This is a genomic window from Apolloniradiicaulis salifontis (assembly GCF_053756655.1).
This window is the reverse complement of the sequence record NZ_CM132387.1, coordinates 3,032,982-3,052,359: the sequence shown is the minus strand read 5'-3', so window position 1 is coordinate 3,052,359 and position 19,378 is coordinate 3,032,982. Positions and strand designations below refer to the sequence as shown.

Genomic DNA, 19,378 nt, shown 5'->3' with positions numbered 1-19,378 from the left:
GGGTGAAATCCGGCATGAGGCATATTGACCTACTTCCCATGGGAGTATTTACCCGCAAAGAGAGTATGGAATTTCATACGGCACGCTCATGGAGGGGCGAATGACCGCGCTGGCGGCAGACAAGAGAACCGGTTTCGACGCCAGCGCAATGGTGGTGACGGGCCTTTGCGCCGTGGGGGCTCTGTGGGCGCTGATATCCGCCGCCGACGGCGCCGATGCGGCCATGCGCACTCACGCCTGGGTGATCGGGCTGGGCTTTGTCGCCGGCCTGATCGGCATGGTGGGGGTGTATTCCTCCAACGGCGTGCTGAACGACAAGACCCAGTATGCCGAAAACGTCATCAAGTACGGCGTCATCGCCTCCATGTTCTGGGCGATCGCCGGCTTGCTCGTGGGGGTGGTCATCGCGACCCAGCTCGCCTTCCCGGCGCTGATGTCCTGGGACGGGCTGCCGCAGTTCAATTTCGGCCGCCTGCGCCCGGTGCACACCAGCGCGGTGATCTTTGCGTTCGGCGGCAACGTGCTCATCGCCACCAGCTTTTACGTGGTCCAGCGCACCTGCCGCACGCGGCTGGCCGGCGGGATCTGGCCCTGGTTCGTGTTCTGGGGCTATCAGCTCTTCATCGTGGTGGCGGCCACCGGCTATCTTCTGGGCATCACTCAAGGCCGCGAATACGCCGAGCCTGAATGGTACGCCGATCTTTGGCTGACGCTGGTGTGGGTCGCCTATCTGGTGATCTTCCTGGCGACGCTGATGCGGCGCAAGGAACCCCACATCTATGTGGCCAACTGGTTCTATCTCGCCTTCATCGTGACCATCGCGATGCTGCACGTGATCAATAATCTGGCGATGCCGGTCTCGATGTTCGGATCGCGCAGCTTCTCCCTCTTCGCCGGGGTGCAGGACGCCCTGACCCAGTGGTGGTACGGCCACAACGCGGTGGGCTTCTTCCTCACCGCCGGCTTTCTGGGGATCATGTACTACTTCATCCCCAAGCGGGCCGAGCGGCCTGTGTTCTCCTACCGGCTCTCGATCATCCACTTCTGGGCGCTGATCTTCATCTATATCTGGGCGGGGCCCCACCACCTGCACTACACCGCGCTGCCCGAATGGGCGCAGACGCTGGGCATGACCTTCTCGGTGATCCTGTGGATGCCCAGCTGGGGCGGCATGATCAACGGCCTGATGACGCTATCGGGCGCCTGGGACAAGCTGCGCACCGATCCGGTGATCCGCATGCTGGTGGTGTCGGTGGCGTTCTACGGCATGTCCACCTTCGAAGGCCCGGTCATGGCCGTGCGGGCGGTGAACTCGCTCTCCCACTACACCGACTGGACCATCGGCCACGTGCACTCCGGCGCGCTGGGCTGGGTCGGCTTCATCAGCTTCGGCGCGCTCTACTGCCTGGTGCCGTGGCTGTGGAAGCGCAGGGGCATGTATTCGCGCGCCCTGATCGAGTGGCACTTCTGGATCGCGACGCTGGGCATCCTTCTCTACATCACCTCCATGTGGGTTTCCGGCATCATGCAGGGCCTCATGTGGCGGGCCTATAACGAGCTCGGCTTCCTGGAATACTCCTTCGTGGAGACCGTGGAGGCGATGCATCCCTACTATGTGATCCGCGCGCTTGGCGGGCTGATGTATCTGGCCGGAGCCCTGCTCATGGCGTGGAACGTCTACAAGACCATCAAGGGCGATGTGCACGAAACCCAGGACGAGGTTCAGCCCCAGTCCGCCGCCATCTCGCCGGCCGAGTAAGGGGAGAGACACGCATGGCCCATAATCCCGACCCGAAACCCAATCCGAAACCCAATCCGATCTGGGGCTGGCACAAGAAAGTGCTGGAGAAGAACTCCATCATGCTCACCGCCGGCGTCCTCGTGGTCGTCTCCATCGGCGGGCTGGTGGAGATCGCCCCCCTCTTCTATCTCGACGAGACCATCGAGGAGGTGGAGGGCGTGCGCCCCTACGCCCCGCTCGCGCTCATGGGCCGCGACATCTATATCCGCGAGGGCTGCTACACCTGCCACTCGCAGATGATCCGCCCCTTGCGCGACGAGGTGGAGCGCTACGGCCACTACTCGCTGGCGGCCGAGAGCATGTACGACCACCCCTTCCAGTGGGGCTCCAAGCGCACCGGGCCGGATCTGGCGCGGGTCGGCGGCAAGTATTCCGATGAATGGCACCGCGACCACATGCGCGATCCGCGCTCTGTGGTGCCCGAATCCATCATGCCGCCCTACGCCTTCCTGGAGACGACGCCTCTGGAGATCGACACCGTGGAGGGCCGCATGCGCGCGCTTCTGCGGGTGGGGGTGCCCTATGACGAGCAGGACCGGATGGCGCATGCGGTGAGCGACGTCTACGCCCAGCTTGATCCGTTCTCTGCAGACTATGACGCCTTCCTGGCGCGCTATCCCGGCGCGCCGATCCGCGATTTCGACGGCAATCCGGACAGGGTCAGCGAGCTTGATGCGCTCATCGCCTATCTGCAGGTGCTCGGCACCATGGTGGATTTCTCCACCTATGAAGCCGAGGCGGACGAGAATCTGAGATAGCCATGTACGACTCGCTCTCCAATTTCGCCCAGACCTGGGGGATGATGATCTTCATCGTCCTGTTCGCGGCCGCCGCCGTGTACGCCTTCTGGCCGAAAAACCAGGACAAGTTCGACGAGGCCGCGCGCGTCCCGCTGGAGGACGCCGATCGCCCCGCCGCTGCTGAAGAGCGCGCCGCTGAAGCTCGCGCTTCGGGCGGAGACAAGGACCGCAGCCATGACTGATGAAACCGGCAAGACGCCCGGGTCGAACCCCCCTCGGTCCGAAACCCGCGACGTCGATCTGTATTCCGGCGTCGAGACCACCGGCCATGAATGGGACGGGATCAAGGAGCTGGACAATCCGCTGCCGCGCTGGTGGCTGTGGATCTTCTACGCCACCATCGTGTGGGCGGTGATCTACATGATCTTCATGCCCGCCATCCCCGCCCTGCCGGGCTTTGACGGGCACACGCGCGGCCTGCGCAATCACTCCGAACGGGCAAACGTGGTCCAGGCGCTCGGCGATCTGCAGGAGTCGCGCGGACCCATGTTCGAGCGCCTGCAGTCAGCCGCCGACCGGGGCGGGATCGCCGCCATCGAGGCCGATCCGGAGCTTTTGACCTTCGCCCTGGCCGCCGGGGAAAGCGCGTTCGGCGATAATTGCTCCACCTGCCATGGCCGCGGCGCGCAAGGCTTTGTCGGCTATCCCAACCTGAACGACGATGTCTGGCTGTGGGACGGCACGTTCGAAGGCATTCAGGTGACGCTGCAGCACGGCATACGCTGGGAGGCCGATCCCGATACGCGCTTCTCCCAGATGCCCGCCTACGGCCAGGACGGCATTCTGTCGCGCAATGAAATCGCGGCTGTGGCCAATTACGTCATGACCCTGTCTGACATGGTGGAGCCCACTGAAGACGGCCGCACCATCGGCGCGGAGATCTTCAACCAGCAATGCTCCAGCTGCCACGGGCCGGAGGGCCTGGGCGACCGCACCATCGGCGCGCCCAATCTCGCCGACAGGGACTGGCTCTACGGGTCCAGCGAAGAGGCCGTGCGCGCCTCGATCCATCGAGGCCCCTACGGCGTGATGCCGGCCTGGAGCGACCGGCTGGAGCCTGAACAGATCACGGCGCTGGCCGCCTATGTCTATCTTCTGGGCGGCGGAGAGCCCGACGCCTTCACCGAAGCCGCCCTGGACGTGAACGACGTCAACGACATCAACGGCGCCGCCGGCCGGTAGCGCCGGCGCGTGGAGCCGGTCGCCCCGGTGGACGGTCTCCTTCTCCCTCCCCATGGGAGGGGCCGGGGCTGCGCCGCCGATACGCGATCAAACCACCTCCTGGAGAGGTAAGAACGGACCATGGAGCTCATCAGGAACCGGCCGGCCCCGGCGGGCGAATCCGCCCCGGGCGTGGAGCGTCACGACGCCGAGGCGGTGAACTCGCCCAGCCGGCGCGAGCTCTATCAAAAGCGTGAGCCGATCTATCCAAAGCTGGTGACGGGCAAGTTCCGCTCGGCCAAATGGGTCTTCATGATCCTGGCGCTGGGCGCGTATTATCTGATCCCGTTCATCCGCTGGGACCGGGGGCCGGGCGCGCCGGACCAGGCGGTGCTGGTGGATTTCGCCAACACCCGCTTCTATTTCTTCTTCATCGAGCTGTGGCCTCAGGAGGTGTTCTACATCACCGGGCTATTGATCCTGGCCGCACTCATCCTGTTTCTTGTGACCGCCCTGTTCGGCCGGGTGTGGTGCGGCTACGCCTGCCCCCAGACGGTGTGGACCGACCTCTTCATCGCTGTGGAGCGCCTGTTTGAGGGCGACCGCAACAAGCGCATCAAGCTGGATCGCGCGCCGTGGAGCGCCGACAAGGCCTGGCGCAAGATCGGCAAGCACTCGGTCTGGCTCCTCATCGCGGCGGCCACGGGCGGCGCCTGGATTTTGTATTTCCACGACGCGTTTGATCTGCTGCACGATTTCTTCACCTTCCAGGCGCCGCTCACCAGCTACATCTTCTTTGGCGTCCTCACCTTCACCACCTACACGCTGGCGGGGACCATGCGCGAGCAGGTGTGCACCTATATGTGCCCCTGGCCGCGCATTCAGGCCGCCCTCACCGATGAAGAAGCGCTCAACGTCACCTACCGGGTCGATCGCGGCGAGCCGCGCGGGCCGCACAAGAAAAACGAAAGCTGGGAGGGGCGCGGCGACTGCATCGATTGCAAGGCGTGCGTGGCGGCCTGCCCCATGGGTATCGACATCCGCGAGGGCGCGCAGCTGGAATGCATCGGCTGCGCTCTGTGCATCGACGCCTGCGACGAGATCATGGTGAAGGTGGACCGGCCCAAGGGGTTGATCGCCTATGACACCGATCTCAACATCCAGCGCCGGATGAAGGGTGAAAAGCCTCGCTTCAACTTCCTGCGCCCGCGCGTGGTGCTCTACGCCGCATTGATCGTCGGCGTGGCCGGGCTCATGGTGTTCGGACTGGCGAGCCGGGCCGAGCTGGAGCTCAATACAGGCCGGGACCGCAATCCCAATTATGTCACCCTCTCGGACGGCACGGTGCGCAACGGCTACACCATCACGGTCCTCAACAAGGCCGGCGAGCCGCGCACCCTCGAAGTCGCGGCCCAGAGCGATCCGCTGATGACCATGCGCATCATCGGGGCCCGCGAAGAGACGCCGACCCGCGTCACCGTGGGGCCTGACATGACGCAGGATTTCCGCATCTTCCTGTCCCTGCCCGAAGCCGGCGTGGACGGACCCAGCGAGGCGGTGAGGTTCACCGTCACCGATATTGAAACGGGAGAGACCGCCGAGTCCCAGTCGGTCTTCCAGACCGGAGCATCGCGATGAGCCCGAAAGCCTCCAGGGGCGACTGGAACGACGTGTACGAAGGCCCGGCGCGGTTCACCATCAAGGGCTGGCACGTGCTGACCGGCATGATCGCCTTCTTCGCGCTGATCATCGCGGTCAATGTGGTCTTCATCACCCTGGCTTTGCGCAGCTTTCCCGGCGAGGAGACGCGGCGCTCCTATGTGCAGGGGCTGGCCTATAACGACGTCATCGCCGAGCGCGAAGCTCAGGCCGCGCTGGGCTGGACGGCCGGCGCGAACCTGACCCAGACCCAGGTGCTGGTGCGCGTCACCGATGCAGACGGCGCCCCGGTCTCCGCGCTTCGCCTCACCGGCGTCCTGCAGCACCCCGCCGACATGGATCTTGATCGCGCCCTCGCCTTTGAAGAGCTGCGCCCCGGCGTTTACGCCGCCGACGCTCAAGGGGTGGCCGAGGGCCAGTGGCGCCTCACCGCAGAGGCGCAAGGCGATACGCCCTTCGTCCTGGAGCGCGAGCTGTGGCGGCGTTAGAGGGTGATCAGGCGAAGTGGGACCCGGTTCGCCGGTCCGATCACCCGGCCACCGAAGACCAGGGTGATCAGGCGAAGTGGGACCCGGTTCGCCGGTCCGACCACCCGGCCGCGACAGGTGATGCCGGATATTCCGCGCGCGAAGAGGCGGGCGCCCATGTGCGCCTCACCGACGCCGCACGCGATCTCAAATCCCTTGATCTCGCCGTGGAGGGCGCGCGCTGCGCCGCCTGCATCCAGAAGATCGAGGGCGCCTTGACCCGGATGGATGGGGTGAAGCAGGCCCGCCTGAACCTCTCCACCGGACGCCTGGCCGTGCGGTTTTCCGGCGCGGACGAGCGGGCGGGTGATTTCATCGCGGCGCTGGACCGGATCGGCTATCCTGCAAGGCCCTATGCGGCTGAAACCGTGAAGGACGCCCAGTCGCGTGAGGAAAAGCGCCTCCTGCGTGCGCTGGGCGTCGCCGGCTTCGCCATGATGAACGTCATGCTCCTGTCCATCTCGGTATGGGCGGGCGAGGGCGAGATGGATCTCGCCACCAAGACGCTGATGCACTGGATCTCCGGGCTCATCGCCCTTCCGGCCGTGGCCTATTCCGGCGCGCCCTTCTTCAAAAGCGCCTGGAAGAGCTTATCGGCGCGCCAGGTCAATATGGACGTGCCGATCTCGCTGGCGGTGCTGCTGGCGTGCGGCCTTTCGGTCTATGAAACCGCCATGGGCCATGGCGCGGCGTATTTCGACGCCGCGGTCATGCTGCTGTTCTTCCTTCTGATCGGGCGCTGGCTGGATGTGCGCCTGCGCGCCCGCGCCGGACAGGCGGCGCGCGATCTCGCCGCGCTGCAGGCGCGAATCGCCCATCGCATCGGCGCGGACGGCCATGTGAAGGCCGTGCCCGCCGCCGATATCCGCCCCGGCGACCGCCTGCTGGTTCAGCCGGGCGAGCGCTTTGCGGTGGACGGGATCATCGTCTCCGGGCAAGGCCCGGTGGATTCAAGCCTCGTCACCGGCGAAACCGCGCCGCTGGATCTCAAGCCCGGCGGCGAAGCCTGGTCCGGCATGGTCAATCTCTCCCGGCCGCTGACCCTTGAGGCCACCGCCGCCAGCGCGGACTCGCTGCTGGCGGAAATCGCGCGGCTGGTGGAGGCCGGCGAGCAGTCGCGTTCAAAATATGTGCGCTACGCCGATCTGGCCGCGCGCGCCTACGTGCCGGCCGTCTTCGCCATGGCCGGGCTGACGCTTCTCGGCTGGCTGGCGGTGGGCGGCTCGCCCCACGACGCGGTGATGAACGCCATCGCGGTGCTGATCATCACCTGCCCCTGCGCCATGGCGCTGGTGGCGCCGGCGGTGCAGGTGGTGGCGTGCGGGCGCCTGTTTCAGGCGGGCGTGCTGGTGAAATCCGGCGACGCGCTGGAGCGCCTGGCCGACGCCGATTACGCCCTGTTCGACAAGACCGGCACGCTCAGCGAAGGAAAGCCGGTGCTGGTCAACGCCGGCGATGTTTCCACAGCGGATCTCGCCCTCGCCGCGCAGCTCGCCCGCGCCTCGCGCCATCCTCTGTCGAGAGCCGTGGTCGCCGCCGCCGAGCAAGCGTCGGGCCCTGGCGCCGTCGCCGAGGATGTGCGCGAGGAAGCCGGCGGCGGTCTTAGCGCCGTGATTGACGGGCGCCCTGTGCGCTTTGGATCGGCGGACTTCACCGGCGCGGACACCACAACCGAACCCGACGCAGCGCTGGAAGCCTGGCTCGCCGTAGACGGCCGTGCGCCGGTCCGCTTCATCTTCGCCGACCGCCTGCGCCAGGGCGCGGCGGAGGCTGTGGCGGCGCTGCAGGCGCGCGGCCTGCCCGGGGAAATGCTCTCCGGCGACCGGGCTGCGCCTGTGGCCGAAGCCGCCGCGGCGCTGGGTCTTGCGCGGTTCAGCGCCGGGCTGAAACCCCAGGACAAGATCGCCCGCATCGAGGCGCTCAAAGCCCAGGGCTTCAAGCCGCTCATGGTGGGCGACGGGATCAATGACGCGCCGGCCTTGAGCGCCGCCCATGTCTCCATCTCAATGGGGTCGGCGGCGGATATCTCCCGCTCGGCGGCCGATCTGGTGATTCAGGGCGACCGGCTGGAGTCGCTGGTGCGCGCCCGCGACGTCGCCCGGGCGTCCAGATCGCGGATGATGGAGAATTTCGCACTGGCCAATATCTATAACGCCATCGCCGTACCGCTGGCCGTGTTCGGCCTGGTGAACCCGCTGGTGGCGGCGCTGGCCATGTCCAGCTCCTCCATCGTGGTGATGCTCAACGCATTGAGGCTCGCCCGCGCATGACCGCGATGCTCTGGCTCATCCCCGCCGCCCTGGTCCTCGGCGCCCTCGGCCTCGCCGCCTTTCTCTGGTCCACCCGGTCGGGGCAGTATGACGATCTGGAAGGCGCGGCCGAGCGCATCCTCATGGACGATGACGGCCCCATCGTGGATGAGGATGAGGACGAAAACCCCTAGTAAGCCGTGGCGCTGGCGTGAGCGCTGGCCCATGCCCACTGGAAATTATAGCCGCCCAGCCAGCCGGTGACGTCGACGCACTCGCCGATGAAGTAGAGGCCCGGCGCGTGGCGACTCTCCATCGTCCGAGAGCTGAGACCCTCGGTGTTGATCCCGCCGCGCGTCACCTCGGCGGTGCGCCAGCCCTCGGTGCCCGCCGGCGTCAGGACCCAGCGCGACAGCGCCGCCGCGGTCTCCTCCAGCACAGCGTTGGAGGCATCGGCCATGCGCTGCACGACCGGCAGGCGCCCGGTCTCGCCGAGCATTTCCACCAACCGGCGCGGCCAGACGGTTTCAAGAGCGGACGCCAGCGACTTCATCGGGTGACCGGCTTTCAGGCCCTTTAGAAGCCCCGCCCCGTCCTCGCCGGCGAAGAGATCCACGCTCACCGGCGCGCCTTGCGTCCAGTAGCTCGACACCTGAAGCACCGCCGGGCCGGAGAGGCCGCGATGGGTGAACAGCAGAGCCTCGTCGAACACCGCCCCGCCGGCCTCAGCCCGCACCGGGCACGCGACGCCGGAAATACTGGCGAAGCGGTCCTTCGTCTCGCCTTCGAAGATGAACGGAACCAGCGCTGCAGCGGGCGTTTCCACGACATGGCCGAAGCGCCGGGCGAGGTCGTAGGCGAACCCGGTGGCGCCCATTTTCGGGATCGAAAGCCCCCCGGTCGCCACGATCACCCGCTCGCAGCTCACCGGCCCCGCCGATGTCGTGACGCGCCAGCCTTCGCCATCCTGCGCCACATCCTCGATTGTCGTATTCATGCGGATTTCGCCAGCGCCGTCATGGACTTCGGCGATGAGCATCTCGATGATCGCGCCCGATTTCTGGTCGCAGAACAGCTGGCCCAGCGTCTTTTCATGCCAGGTCAGGCCATGGCGCGTCATCAGCTCGCAAAAATCCGCCGGCGTATAGCGAGCGAGCGCCGATTTCGCGAAGTGCCTGTTTGCGCTGATGAACCGGTCCGGCACGGTGTGGATGTTTGTGAAATTGCACCGTCCCCCGCCGGAAATGCGCACCTTCTCGGCGGGCTTTCTGGCGTGGTCCAGCACCAGCACCCGCCGGCCCGTCTTGCCGGCGAGCCCGGCATGGAACAGGCCCGCCGCCCCGGCGCCGATCACCACATCATCAAAGGTCTTGTCAGAGGCAGCCATAGGCCGCTTCAATCAGCGCCTGGGCGCGCGCATCGCCCACCAGCACGTCCATCTGGCGGTTCATCACATAGGCGCCCGACAGTCCGGCTTCGGGATCGGCGAACCCGCAACTGCCGCCAAACCCGTAATGACCCACCGTCTCAGGCTGCGGTCCGAAGGACCGGCTGGCGCGATTGATCATCACGCCGGCGCCGAAAGCCAGATCAAAGGGCAGGACCCGGTCCTCGCCCGCAACCCGCTGTTTCATCGCCTCTTTCATCACGCCCGCCGACACAAACGCCTCGCCGTCAAGAAGGCCGCCCGTGGCGAAGGGCGCCATCAGCCGGGCGACGGCCCGCGCCGTGCCGTGGCCGTTGGCCGCCGGCAGCTCGGCCGAGCGCCAGGCCGCGGCGCCGCGCCGGCCCGGCGAAGACCAGGGCTTCATGAAGGCGAGCTCTTTGGCCGGATTGATCTTTCCAAGATCCGGCGCGCGCGGCGGCAGGACATGGTCGGCGGCGCGGGCGTGATCGCTCTCGGCCACTCCGATGTGAAAATCGATCCCGCGCGGCCCGCAGATCACATCGCGCAGGATTCCGCCCACGGTGCGGCCCTTCTCATCGGCGCGGCGCACCACCGCATCGGCGATAACGCCAAAGCTGATGGGGTGATAGCCCGAGCCCTCGCCCAGCGGCCAGACCGGCGCCATGGCCGCAAAGCGCTCTTCCATCAGATCGCGGTCAAACCAGTCGGACGGGTCCATCTCCTGGTCATACCCCGGCAGGCCCGCCTGATGGGACAGGGCCTGGGCCAGCGTCACATCGCCTTTGCCCGCTTGAGCAAACTCCGGCCAGATCCCGGCCACCGGCGCGTCATACTCAAGGCGTCCCTGGTCCACCAGCCAGGCCACCACCAGCGCGGTCACCGCCTTGCCGGTGGAGAAGACCGGCACGATCGTGTCCTCGCCCCAGACGCGCTCTTTCTTGCGGTCGGCGTATCCGCCGCGCAGATCGACGAGGATTTCGCCGTCGCGGATCAGGGTGAAGGCTGCGCCAAGCTCGCCGCGCTCGGCGAAATTGGCGTCGAAGGCCTCGCGCACCGGGTCAAAACCGGGGGCGACATGGCCGGAAACGGGGATGGTCGTGCTCATGGCCTCGCGGGATACGCGCTTGCGGCGGCGGGTTCAAGCGCCCCCGGTGGTGATGCGGCGTCAGGCGAAGATCGCCATGCGCAGGCCGCGCCCGTCCCGTGGCGGCTCAGCGGGCAGCTGCAGGTTTACCCCAGCTGCAATGCGCCGCGCGGTGAGGGCGCACAGCCCGGCGTCCACCAGATCATCGGGGGCGCAGGTCTTGCGCGCGAACGGATGCGGCTCGAACACGGCGCGCGGCAGGCCGTGAGCCTCCAGCAGCGCCAGACGCTCGGCGCGGCCCTCGGGCGTGCGCTTGGGGTGGACGGCCGGCGCGCCGCTTACGGCCGCGAAGATCAGCTCTGGATGGCTTTCAAACACCACGCCTTCAAGATCGGAGTGCATGACCGCATCCACCTCGCGCAGCTTGGGGAACAGATTCCACGCCTGTTTCGACAGGCCCGGCCCGCCCGCGGCCCGGTTCGCGGCCATGGCGTCCGCATAGGTTTGGGTAAAAAGCGCCGCCCGCAGCGGGCTGGAAAACACGCTGGAGCGGCGCGGCCCCAGAAGCGCGCGCGCTTGCCGCTCGCAGGCCCGGCCTCCGCTGGCCGAAGGCGTGTCTTCAAAGCCGATGGGCATGTCCACGGCGAAGATCTGGGCGCCAGTGGCCAGTATGTCTTCAAACCGTTCAAACACCTGCGCGCGGGGTGGTTCCACCCCGTAAAGATCAACCCTCACCGTCGCCCAGCCGCCCGGCGCGCCGTCCACGCCGGTCACCCAGACCGGCTGTATATCGCCCACCGGCGTGCGGCGGATATGGGCCTCGGGTGCGGCTAAAGTCGCGTGGGCGTGAGGGCCGCCTTGCGGCAGGATCAGCTCGCCTGCGCCCGCCCGCCGCGCCGCGTCCAGCGCCAGCCAGACCCGCGCTGCGGCGCCGTGGGCGGCTTCCGGCCAGGGCGCGCCGGTGAGATGGCGCGACAAGGCGGTGGCTGCAAACAGATCGCCGGTGCCGTTGGGCGCGGGATCGATGCGATCCGCGCTTACCCGCCAGATCTGGCTTTGGGTGATCGCCAGAGCGCCGATGCGGGCTTTCGTATCGTGGGCCGAGGTCACCAGCGCCGCCGGCGCCAGGGCGCGCGCCGCCTCGGCGATCGCAGTGTCGCCGCTAAGCGCGCGTCCTGTAAGCCAGGACAGCTCGAACAGGTTCGGGGTGATGATGTCGGCCAGCGGGATCAGGCGGTCGCGGATCGCCGCCGCGGTCTCCTGCGGGATGTAAAGCCGCCCATTTTCGCCGCTCCCGTCGCCCAGAATCGGATCCACCATGATGAGGATGTGGGGGTTTCTCCGCCGGGCCTCGGCCAGAAAGGCGGCCGCGGCCTCCACCTGGTCCGGCTCGCGAAAATAGCCGGTGAGGATCGCGCTGGCGGCCTCCACCCGTCCCTGATCGGCCATGGCGGCGAGCGTCGTGCTGAGCATGGGCGCGCTCACCGGTCCGCCGCCCGGCGCGCCCTGGCCTGGATGGCGGCCCATGATCACGGTTGGGACAAGCTCGGTGCGAAAGCCGTCGCGCTCCAGGGCGGCGGCGGTCAAACCCCCGCCCACCCGCGCGCCGGACACGAGGGAGCTGAGGATGATGACGGAGCGTTCGCGCATGCTGGTCAAGGCCATGACCGTCTTGTAAGCCTTCAGGCCATGACTGACGAGACCGCTCCGCCGCGCCTTTTGCGCTCGGCCCTGTTTGTACCGGGCGACAAGCTGCGCGCCCTTGAAAAAGCGCCCGGCCTGCCCGCCGACGCGCTGATGCTGGATCTGGAAGACGCCGTGGCGCCGGAAAAAAAGCCCGGCGCGCGGCTCGCGGCGCCTGAAGGGATCGCGGCGTTCAAGGCGGCGGGCCGTTTCGCGGTGCTGCGCATCTCCGCGCCGGATGCGCCTGAACTGGCCGAAGACGTGGCCGCCGCGGCGAAGGCGAACCCCGATGCGGTGCTGATCGCCAAGCTGGAGAGTGTCGAAGGCCTCGCCGAGGTTCGCGGACTGCTCACCGAGGCCGGCTGGTCCGGCCCGCTCTGGGCGATGATCGAGACGCCGCGCGGGATTCTGGCGCTGGAGCGCCTGGCCGCGCGCTCGGACGCGCTGGGGCTTCAGGCGGTGATCGCGGGCACGAATGATCTGGCTGAAACCCTGCGCCTGCCGGAAGGACCGGGCCAGCGCGCGGGCCTTGAGCCGCATCTGGCGCGCCTGGTTCTGGCGGCGCGCGCGCTGGGCGTCTCGGTGCTGGACGGGGTCTATAACGCCTACACCGATCCAGAGGGCTTCACCGCCGAGGCTGAAGCCGGGCGGGCGCTGGGGTTTGACGGCAAGAGCCTCATCCATCCAGGCCAGGTGGCGCCGGCCAACGCCGCCTTCGCGCCGTCGCCCGCTGAAATCGCCTGGGCTCAAAAGATCGTGGCCGCGTTTGAAAATCCTGAGAACGCAGGCCTGGGCGCCGTCCCGCTGGACGGGCGCATGGTCGAGCACATGCATCTTAAATCCGCGCGCGCCGTACTGGCCGCGGCGGGCTCTGATGCGCGTTAGAACAAGAGGTAAGCTGATGGAATTCTGGCATAATCCGCGGTGCACCAAATCACGTCAGGCGCTGGCGCTGCTGCGTGAAAAGGGGATCGAGCCAAAGGTGCGCGAGTATCTGAAAAACCCTCCCTCGACCGGCGAGCTGGAAGAGGTCGCGAAAAAGCTGCGCCTGGCCTCGCCCCGCGATATGATGCGCACCAGGGAAGCCGCCTACACGCAGGCCGGCCTGAAGGATGTGGAGAACCACGCCGCATTGATTCAAGCCATGGCCGATGAGCCCAAGCTCATCGAGCGTCCGATCCTGGTGAACGGCCCCAAGGCCGCCATCGGCCGGCCGACGGAGGCGATCCTGAACGCGGTATAGAGCGATTTCGGCCGAGTCTGATCGACCAGTATCGCTCTGAATCTTTTAACTTGTCGCCTTTTCGAAGCGCGAAACCGGTATCCGCTTTCGCTAAAAAAGGCTCCGGCGCCGCTGGTCTGGGGGGAGCGCATGAACGAGCTCGGTGTGATTGCCGGCCTGTCGCTGCTGGGCGCGCTGGCGCTGGGCGTGCCGCTGCGCCTGTTCGGCTGGCGCGCGGTGTGGGGCGGCTTTCGCGCTTTCCTCGGATTTCTCAGGCGCAATCGCTGGCGTGCGCTTCTGATCCTGCTGATCGGCGCGATCGCGGGGCTGTGGACCTTTGATGCGGCCCGCCAGCTCCTGTTGGGGCTGTTCTTTCGTTAGTGTTCGGGCGCCAGGGGTGCGGCGTCAGTCCAGCCTTGCCGCCGCCAGAATGCGGCCGCCCGGACCGTCCTGGATCAGGATCGCGCAGGCTTCACCTTCGGCGGGCGGGTCCAGGCTCACTGTCATGGCGCCGCCGGTCCAGTCGCCGATCGCCGTGACCGCGGACGCCATGTTGAAATGCTCCATCTCGCGGCCTGAATTGGCGCCGCCGCCGATCTCGCGGGTCACCGCGCCGGGGGCGTAGTCCACGCGCCAGATCTGCGCCGGGGTTTCTCGCGGCGCACCGTCAAGGCGCACCGCACCGCCCTCGATGGCGATCACCGGGGGGAGAGGCTCGGCGGCGGAGAGGGCGCCGCGCACGGTGTCGGCGGAAAAGCGCATCTTCTCCGGCGCCCCGTTGATCACGAAATGGGGGGTGTAGACCCGCATCGCCTCGCCCGCGTCCACATAGGCCTGCTGGCGCGCCATGAATTCAGGGCGCGCGAACTCGTCCGCCCAGCCATACATGTCCCAATAGCCGACCCCGTAGGCGATGGCGATCACGGCGTCATCGCCGCCGATCTCCTCCAGCAGCGCATTGGCCTCCGGGCACATGGGACAGCCCTGGCTGGTGAACAGCTCCACCACCACCGGCCCGCGCGCAGGCGCAGCCGGCGTCTCCGCCGGCGCAGGCTGGACATGGGCGAACAGGGCGGCGAGCAGGGACAGGAACTGGATCATGGACAGGACATAGCCGCTTGTGGGCGTCCCGTGAAATCACAGGCGCGTTAGAACCGGCCCGTCGAAGCAGATGGAAGGCGCGCTCAGGCTTTCGCCGCCTCGCCGTCTTTGGCTTCCCCGGCCTTGGCCTCGCCGTCAGCCGCCTCAGAACCGCCGTCCCCGTCGTCGCCGTCCTTTCCAGGCTCAGAGGCGTATTTCATTGTAAGGGGCAGGTTGGCGAGCACGAACACGAAGAAGAGCGGATAGACGCCGAAGAACCGGAAATTCACCCAGAAGCCTTCGGTCAGCTCCAGCCATTCAAACCAGCGCGCATCGGGGGTGACCACCGAGTCGGTGATGTGGCGCCACAGGACCTCGTTGATCAGCGCCAGAACCGCGAAGAACAGCGCCCAGCGCACGCCCAGCATGAACCAGATCCGCTCCGGCATGGCGAAGATGGTCCCGAACAGATATTTCCAGACATTGAAGCCGAACGCGAAACAGAACAGAATTGTAAATGAGAACAGCAGGTTGATGATCGTCGGCTTGATGTAGACGAAGATTGGGTCCTGCAGATAGATCGTCATGGCGCCAAAGGCGGTGACGATCACGAAGGTCACGATGAGCATGGGCGGGAAGCGCTTTTGCACCACCATGGCCCAGAGCACCGCCAGCGCGGTGGCGGCCATGAAAAGCCCGGTGGCCCAGTAGATGGCGGAATCGCCGCCCATGCCTCTGGCCACATTGTAGCTGACCATGAAGACCGCGGCCGGACCGATATCCACCAGCAGCTTCGAGCCCTGTCCGAGGGTGTTGCGTTTTTCGCTCATCGAAGGGCTCCGGCAAAGGGTCGGTTTCAGGGCGGGCGGGCGAGGGCGAGACTTTAAAGCGCGTCAGCCTTATCTCCTATTACGCACCCTAGGCAAAGGCGGATCGATCACGCGAGCTGGAGCAGAGCCAGGGCGCACGCCAGCATGAGCGCCAGAACACCGCGCTTCAGCCCGAACGGCTCCTTGAGCACGAAGGCGGCGAGGAGCGCGCCGAACACGATGGAGGTCTCGCGCAGGGCCGCCATGGGCGCCACCGGCGCGTTTGCATAGGCCCATAGCGCCAGCCCGTAGGTGGCGATGTTGAAGAAGGAGCTCATGAAGGCGGGTTTGAACTCGCGCTTCGCCGCCGGCCAGAACGCCCGGCCTCGCCGGACCAGCGCGGTGGCGGCGATGGTGAGCGTCGAGATCGCGAAGAACCAGGCGAGATATTGCAGCGTGGAGTCCGCCGCGCGCACGCCGGCGGCGTCGGTGACGGTGTAGCTGGCCGTCATCACCGCCGCGGCCAGCGCAAAGCCCAGCGCGCCCAGCTTCGGCGCGCCGCCGCGCTCCGGCCAGGCGAAGGCGATGAGCGTCGCACTGGCGAGCGCGAGCCCGGCCGCGCTCAGCGGGTTCAGCGCTTCATCCAGAAGCGCGAAGGCCAGGAGCCCCGCCAGCGCCGGCGCCGCGCCGCGCATCACCGGATAGACCAGATTCATGTCGCCGCGCTGAAACGCTGCGATCATCAGCATGTTGAACGCCCAGATCAGCGCCGCGCCTAAAAGCAGGAAGCGCCACACCTCGAAGGCCGGAAACGGCGTCAGGACCAGCAGCGGGCTGAGCCATAGCGCCGAAAGGCCCAGCGAGACCGAGCGGTAGACAAGCGTGTCGCCGGCGCGCTTGGTGAACAACGCCATCACCGCGTGGGCGGCGGCCGATCCCAGGGCGGCGAGCGCGGCGATATCCTCCATGGCCGGGCGTATAAACCGCTCCCGCGCCGCTGTCTGCAGGCGCTTTTCGCGCCCCCTGCCCAGAGCGGCGCGAATGCAGTACAGCTAGGCCCATGAGACCCTCCTCGCTTCCCGCCGCCCTTGACGGCTTGCGCCTGCGCGCCGAGCTGGCCGCGTCCACCCGCGTGGGCTGGGACAAGCCGGCGGCGCGCTCGGCGGCGCTGGCCAAGCTGAAAGCCTATCTGGAGAAGGGCCGGCGTCTGGCCGAGAGCCGGCTGGGCGACTCCACGGGCGGGCTGGAGGCGGCGCGCACCCTTTCCAGCGTCATGAACGCGGCGCTGCGGGCCCTGTTTGATTCGGTGGCCATGGATCTTGTCGATGAAGGCGCGCGCGCACCGGGCCTCGCCTTGTGCGCGCTGGGCGGTTTCGGCGCCGGCGAGCTGGCGCCGAAATCCGATATCGATCTGGTGTTTCTGGTCAGCGATCCGGCGCCGGACTGGGCGCCGCTGGTCATTGAGCGCACGCTCTACGCCCTCTGGGACTCCGGCCTGACCATCGGCGGCGGCGCCGTGCGCACCGTGGACGAGGCGATCGCCCTGGCCACTGACGATGTGAGCGAGCGGACCGCTTTGCTGGACATGCGCTCGATCACCGGCGACCTCACCTTGGTGCGCGAGCTTCTGGCCCGCTTCGACACCGAGCTTTTACGCCCCAACGCCGCCGCGTTCGCCGCCGAGAAGCTGGCTGAGCGCGACGCCCGCGTCGTGCGCCAGGGCGACAGCCGATATCAGGTCGAACCCAATGTGAAGGACGGCAAGGGCGCGTTGCGCGATCTGCAGACCCTGCGCTGGCTGGCTCAGGTGCTCTATGGCGACGACGCGCTGGAGCGCTGGGTGGGCGACGGGTTGTTTTCGGTCTCCGACGTGGAGCGCTATCTCTCTGCGGCCGATTTCTTCTGGACCGTGCGCTTTCACATCCACGATCTGGTGGGCGGCAAGGATGACCGGCTCACCTTCGACATCCAGCCGGAAACCGCCGCGCGCATGGGCTTCGCCGACACCGCCGACCAGCTCGGGGTGGAGATGTTCATGCGCACCTATTTCAAGAAGGCGATCGATGTGGGCGCGCTCACCCGCCTTGTCTGCGCCAAGCTGGAGGCGGACCATCTCAAGGACCTGCCTGGTGGAACGGGCCGCTTCATGCCGTCGGATGGGGACGCCGAGGACACCGGCCTGGCCGAGGCCGGTTTTCGCCTTCACGCCGGGCGGCTGGATTTTGCCGACACCGCCAATCTGGAGCGCGATCCGGGCCTGATGCTGCGCCTGTTCGAGACGGCGGCCTCGCGCCATTTTGATCTGCATCCGGACGCGGTGGCCGACATCGCCCATTCGCTGCGCCAGGTGGATGAAAGCTTCCGCACCGATCCGCGGGCGGCGCGCAGCTTCTTTGCGGTGCTGCTGGACGCCGATGATCCGCGCATGACCTTGCGCGCCATGACCGAGGCGGGCCTTCTGGGCGCCTATATCCCGGAATTCGGCGACATCGTCGCGCGCACCCAGTTCAACATGTATCACCGCTTCACGGTGGACGAGCACACGCTCAACGCGCTGGGAATCCTGCGCGATATCGAGAGCGGCCGGCTTCTTTCCGACCACCCGCTCGCCTCCCGGCTGGTGCACCAGATCACCCATCGCCGCGCGCTGCATCTGGCCGTGCTGCTGCACGACACCGGCAAGGGCAAGGGCGATCAGTGCGTGGAAGGCGCCGCAAATGCGCGGATCGCCTGCGCCCGCCTCGGTCTGGACGATGACGAGACGGAACTGGTCGCCTGGCTGATCGCCAATCATCTGGAGATGAGCGACACCGCCCAGCGCCGAGACATCTCCGACCCACGCACGGTTCTGGATTTCGCCCAGACCTGCGGCACGCTGGAGCGCCTGCGCCTGCTCACGGTCCTGACCGTGGTGGATATCCGCGCGGTGGGTCCCGGCGTGTGGAACGGCTGGAAGGCGCAGCTCCTGCGCGATCTGCACGCGGCGACCACGGAAGTGCTGAAGGACGGCGGCCATAAGGGTGATGAAAGCGCCGCGCGGGCGCGTCTGGCCCAGCGCGCCGACCAGTCCCGCGACAGGTTCCGCGCCGCCATGGAGCGCCTGGATCCCGCCTTTGCGCAAGACTGGGCCGATCAGCTGGAAGCGTCTTACTGGCTCGCCTTCTCCGAAACCGACCGATTGCGCCACGCGGCGTTTGCGCGCGCCGCCAAGGCCCGAGGCGCAAATGTCGCCGCCGGGGTGCGCGTGGACCGGCGGCGCTCGGCCACCGAGGTGATGGTGATCGCGCCCGACCGCGACGCCCTTTTCGCCGACATCGCCGGCGCGCTGGCGCTGGAGGGCGCAAACGTGGTGGGCGCCCAGGTCACGACCACAAGCGACGGGCGCGCCTTCGACGTATTCTTCGTGCAGGAAACCGGCGGAAAGCCCCATAGCTGGGCCGATCCCTTCGCCCGCGATCGCCTCAAAGCCGCGGTGGAGCGTGCCGCCCGCGACGGCCTGCCCGACGCCTGCGCCATCGCCGAGCGGCCCATTCGCCGGCGCGAGGCCGCCTTCACCGTCACACCCTATCTGAAGATCGACGAGGAGGCGGCCGACAACGCCCTGGTGATCGAGGCCTCCGGCCGCGACCGTCCGGGGCTTCTGCACGCCCTGGCGCGAACCCTGGCCGAGAACGGCCTCAGCGTGGAGGGCGCGCGCATTGACGGCTATGGCGAGCGCGCGGTGGACACGTTCTACGTCACCGAAAAGGGCGCAAAGCCCACAGACCCTGCGCGCCTCGCTGCGGTCAGCGACGCGCTGGAGCAGGTGCTCGCCGACGCCGAGGAAGCCGCCAGCGCCACCCGCGCCGCCGCCGGCCTCGCCCAGGCCCCCGCCAGCGTGGGGCGGTAGAGCGCC

Annotated in this window: 18 protein-coding genes; 12 read left to right on the top strand and 6 right to left on the bottom strand. The window is 67.4% G+C overall.

Annotation, left to right across the window (positions count from 1 at the left end; genetic code table 11):
• The first annotated feature begins 100 nt into the window (after positions 1 to 100).
• The 8 genes from ccoN to ccoS all read left to right on the top strand — a co-directional run bounded on the left by ccoN (position 101) and on the right by ccoS (position 8,391).
• Positions 101 to 1,759 (top strand): cytochrome-c oxidase, cbb3-type subunit I, encoded by a 1,659-nt coding sequence (gene ccoN / locus ACWCOP_RS14490; protein ID WP_478249015.1) that lies wholly within the window; start codon positions 101 to 103, stop codon positions 1,757 to 1,759.
• 14 nt (positions 1,760 to 1,773) lie between these two features.
• Positions 1,774 to 2,559 (top strand): cytochrome-c oxidase, cbb3-type subunit II, encoded by a 786-nt coding sequence (gene ccoO, locus ACWCOP_RS14485; RefSeq protein ID WP_478249014.1) that lies wholly within the window; start codon positions 1,774 to 1,776, stop codon positions 2,557 to 2,559.
• 2 nt (positions 2,560 to 2,561) lie between these two features.
• Positions 2,562 to 2,783, top strand: a complete 222-nt coding sequence (locus ACWCOP_RS14480) for a cbb3-type cytochrome c oxidase subunit 3 (protein ID WP_478249012.1) — start codon at positions 2,562 to 2,564, stop codon at positions 2,781 to 2,783.
• Positions 2,776 to 3,783: a cytochrome-c oxidase, cbb3-type subunit III gene (ccoP, locus tag ACWCOP_RS14475; protein ID WP_478249011.1), complete on the top strand. Its 1,008-nt coding sequence runs from the start codon at positions 2,776 to 2,778 to the stop codon at positions 3,781 to 3,783. The genes ACWCOP_RS14480 and ccoP overlap by 8 nt, the downstream gene beginning before the upstream one ends.
• A 120-nt stretch (positions 3,784 to 3,903) precedes the next feature.
• Complete coding sequence (gene ccoG / locus ACWCOP_RS14470) at positions 3,904 to 5,400, top strand: cytochrome c oxidase accessory protein CcoG (RefSeq protein WP_478249010.1); 1,497 nt, start codon at positions 3,904 to 3,906, stop codon at positions 5,398 to 5,400.
• Entirely contained in the window at positions 5,397 to 5,909 is a 513-nt protein-coding gene (locus ACWCOP_RS14465) for a FixH family protein (RefSeq protein ID WP_478249009.1), read from the top strand. The genes ccoG and ACWCOP_RS14465 overlap by 4 nt, the downstream gene beginning before the upstream one ends.
• Positions 5,897 to 8,218 (top strand): heavy metal translocating P-type ATPase, encoded by a 2,322-nt coding sequence (locus tag ACWCOP_RS14460; RefSeq protein WP_478249008.1) that lies wholly within the window; start codon positions 5,897 to 5,899, stop codon positions 8,216 to 8,218. The genes ACWCOP_RS14465 and ACWCOP_RS14460 overlap by 13 nt, the downstream gene beginning before the upstream one ends.
• Positions 8,215 to 8,391, top strand: coding sequence for a cbb3-type cytochrome oxidase assembly protein CcoS (ccoS, locus tag ACWCOP_RS14455; RefSeq protein ID WP_478249006.1), 177 nt, complete (start codon positions 8,215 to 8,217; stop codon positions 8,389 to 8,391). The genes ACWCOP_RS14460 and ccoS overlap by 4 nt, the downstream gene beginning before the upstream one ends.
• On the opposite strand, the gene ACWCOP_RS14450 is transcribed toward ccoS, so the two are convergent.
• From ACWCOP_RS14450 to ACWCOP_RS14440, 3 genes are read right to left on the bottom strand one after another with little or no spacing between them, the layout of a single operon-like run.
• The gene (locus tag ACWCOP_RS14450; protein WP_478249004.1) at positions 8,388 to 9,584 is read right to left on the bottom strand and encodes a BaiN/RdsA family NAD(P)/FAD-dependent oxidoreductase; all 1,197 of its coding nucleotides are present in this window, start codon (positions 9,582 to 9,584) and stop codon (positions 8,388 to 8,390) included. The genes ccoS and ACWCOP_RS14450 overlap by 4 nt on opposite strands.
• Positions 9,571 to 10,710 carry a serine hydrolase domain-containing protein gene (locus ACWCOP_RS14445; RefSeq protein ID WP_478249003.1) on the bottom strand — a complete coding sequence of 380 codons (1,140 nt, stop codon included), beginning with the start codon at positions 10,708 to 10,710 and terminating at the stop codon, positions 9,571 to 9,573. Before ACWCOP_RS14445 ends, ACWCOP_RS14450 begins: the two co-directional genes overlap by 14 nt.
• 60 nt (positions 10,711 to 10,770) lie before the next feature.
• Positions 10,771 to 12,354 (bottom strand): PfkB family carbohydrate kinase, encoded by a 1,584-nt coding sequence (locus tag ACWCOP_RS14440; protein ID WP_478249001.1) that lies wholly within the window; start codon positions 12,352 to 12,354, stop codon positions 10,771 to 10,773.
• A gap of 24 nt (positions 12,355 to 12,378) precedes the next feature.
• Here ACWCOP_RS14440 and ACWCOP_RS14435 point away from each other — a divergent pair, with 24 nt between their 5' ends.
• From ACWCOP_RS14435 to ACWCOP_RS14425, 3 genes are all read left to right on the top strand, one after another.
• On the top strand, positions 12,379 to 13,257 hold the full coding sequence (locus ACWCOP_RS14435) for an HpcH/HpaI aldolase/citrate lyase family protein (protein ID WP_478249000.1): 879 nt from the start codon (positions 12,379 to 12,381) through the stop codon (positions 13,255 to 13,257).
• 16 nt (positions 13,258 to 13,273) lie between these two features.
• The gene (gene arsC / locus ACWCOP_RS14430) at positions 13,274 to 13,615 is read left to right on the top strand and encodes an arsenate reductase (glutaredoxin) (protein ID WP_478248999.1); all 342 of its coding nucleotides are present in this window, start codon (positions 13,274 to 13,276) and stop codon (positions 13,613 to 13,615) included.
• A 129-nt stretch (positions 13,616 to 13,744) separates the two neighbouring features.
• On the top strand, positions 13,745 to 13,975 hold the full coding sequence (locus ACWCOP_RS14425) for a hypothetical protein (RefSeq protein WP_478248998.1): 231 nt from the start codon (positions 13,745 to 13,747) through the stop codon (positions 13,973 to 13,975).
• Positions 13,976 to 13,999: 24 nt separating this feature from the next.
• Here ACWCOP_RS14425 and ACWCOP_RS14420 read toward each other — a convergent pair whose 3' ends face one another.
• From ACWCOP_RS14420 to ACWCOP_RS14410, 3 genes are all read right to left on the bottom strand, one after another.
• Positions 14,000 to 14,695 carry a DUF1223 domain-containing protein gene (locus tag ACWCOP_RS14420; RefSeq protein WP_478248996.1) on the bottom strand — a complete coding sequence of 232 codons (696 nt, stop codon included), beginning with the start codon at positions 14,693 to 14,695 and terminating at the stop codon, positions 14,000 to 14,002.
• A gap of 83 nt (positions 14,696 to 14,778) precedes the next feature.
• On the bottom strand, positions 14,779 to 15,504 hold the full coding sequence (locus ACWCOP_RS14415) for an inner membrane-spanning protein YciB (protein ID WP_478248994.1): 726 nt from the start codon (positions 15,502 to 15,504) through the stop codon (positions 14,779 to 14,781).
• Between the two features lie 107 nt (positions 15,505 to 15,611).
• Positions 15,612 to 16,451: an EamA family transporter gene (locus tag ACWCOP_RS14410; RefSeq protein WP_478248993.1), complete on the bottom strand. Its 840-nt coding sequence runs from the start codon at positions 16,449 to 16,451 to the stop codon at positions 15,612 to 15,614.
• Positions 16,452 to 16,543: 92 nt separating this feature from the next.
• On the opposite strand from ACWCOP_RS14410, the gene ACWCOP_RS14405 reads away from it, so the two are divergent.
• Entirely contained in the window at positions 16,544 to 19,372 is a 2,829-nt protein-coding gene (locus ACWCOP_RS14405; protein WP_478248991.1) for a [protein-PII] uridylyltransferase, read from the top strand.
• The last annotated feature ends 6 nt before the right edge of the window (positions 19,373 to 19,378 follow it).

Bases quoted from the DNA above. Each gene is read 5' to 3' on its own strand.
- ccoN (WP_478249015.1), top strand. From the start codon at position 101: ATGACCGCGCTGGCGGCAGACAAGAGAACCGGTTTCGACGCCAGCGCA.
- ccoO (WP_478249014.1), top strand. From the start codon at position 1,774: ATGGCCCATAATCCCGACCCGAAACCCAATCCGAAACCCAATCCGATC.
- ACWCOP_RS14480 (WP_478249012.1), top strand. From the start codon at position 2,562: ATGTACGACTCGCTCTCCAATTTCGCCCAGACCTGGGGGATGATGATC.
- ccoP (WP_478249011.1), top strand. From the start codon at position 2,776: ATGACTGATGAAACCGGCAAGACGCCCGGGTCGAACCCCCCTCGGTCC.
- ccoG (WP_478249010.1), top strand. From the start codon at position 3,904: ATGGAGCTCATCAGGAACCGGCCGGCCCCGGCGGGCGAATCCGCCCCG.
- ACWCOP_RS14465 (WP_478249009.1), top strand. From the start codon at position 5,397: ATGAGCCCGAAAGCCTCCAGGGGCGACTGGAACGACGTGTACGAAGGC.
- ccoS (WP_478249006.1), top strand. From the start codon at position 8,215: ATGACCGCGATGCTCTGGCTCATCCCCGCCGCCCTGGTCCTCGGCGCC.
- ACWCOP_RS14450 (WP_478249004.1), bottom strand. From the start codon at position 9,584: ATGGCTGCCTCTGACAAGACCTTTGATGATGTGGTGATCGGCGCCGGG.
- ACWCOP_RS14445 (WP_478249003.1), bottom strand. From the start codon at position 10,710: ATGAGCACGACCATCCCCGTTTCCGGCCATGTCGCCCCCGGTTTTGAC.
- ACWCOP_RS14440 (WP_478249001.1), bottom strand. From the start codon at position 12,354: ATGGCCTTGACCAGCATGCGCGAACGCTCCGTCATCATCCTCAGCTCC.
- ACWCOP_RS14435 (WP_478249000.1), top strand. From the start codon at position 12,379: ATGACTGACGAGACCGCTCCGCCGCGCCTTTTGCGCTCGGCCCTGTTT.
- arsC (WP_478248999.1), top strand. From the start codon at position 13,274: ATGGAATTCTGGCATAATCCGCGGTGCACCAAATCACGTCAGGCGCTG.
- ACWCOP_RS14425 (WP_478248998.1), top strand. From the start codon at position 13,745: ATGAACGAGCTCGGTGTGATTGCCGGCCTGTCGCTGCTGGGCGCGCTG.
- ACWCOP_RS14420 (WP_478248996.1), bottom strand. From the start codon at position 14,695: ATGATCCAGTTCCTGTCCCTGCTCGCCGCCCTGTTCGCCCATGTCCAG.
- ACWCOP_RS14415 (WP_478248994.1), bottom strand. From the start codon at position 15,504: ATGAGCGAAAAACGCAACACCCTCGGACAGGGCTCGAAGCTGCTGGTG.
- ACWCOP_RS14410 (WP_478248993.1), bottom strand. From the start codon at position 16,451: ATGGAGGATATCGCCGCGCTCGCCGCCCTGGGATCGGCCGCCGCCCAC.
- ACWCOP_RS14405 (WP_478248991.1), top strand. From the start codon at position 16,544: ATGAGACCCTCCTCGCTTCCCGCCGCCCTTGACGGCTTGCGCCTGCGC.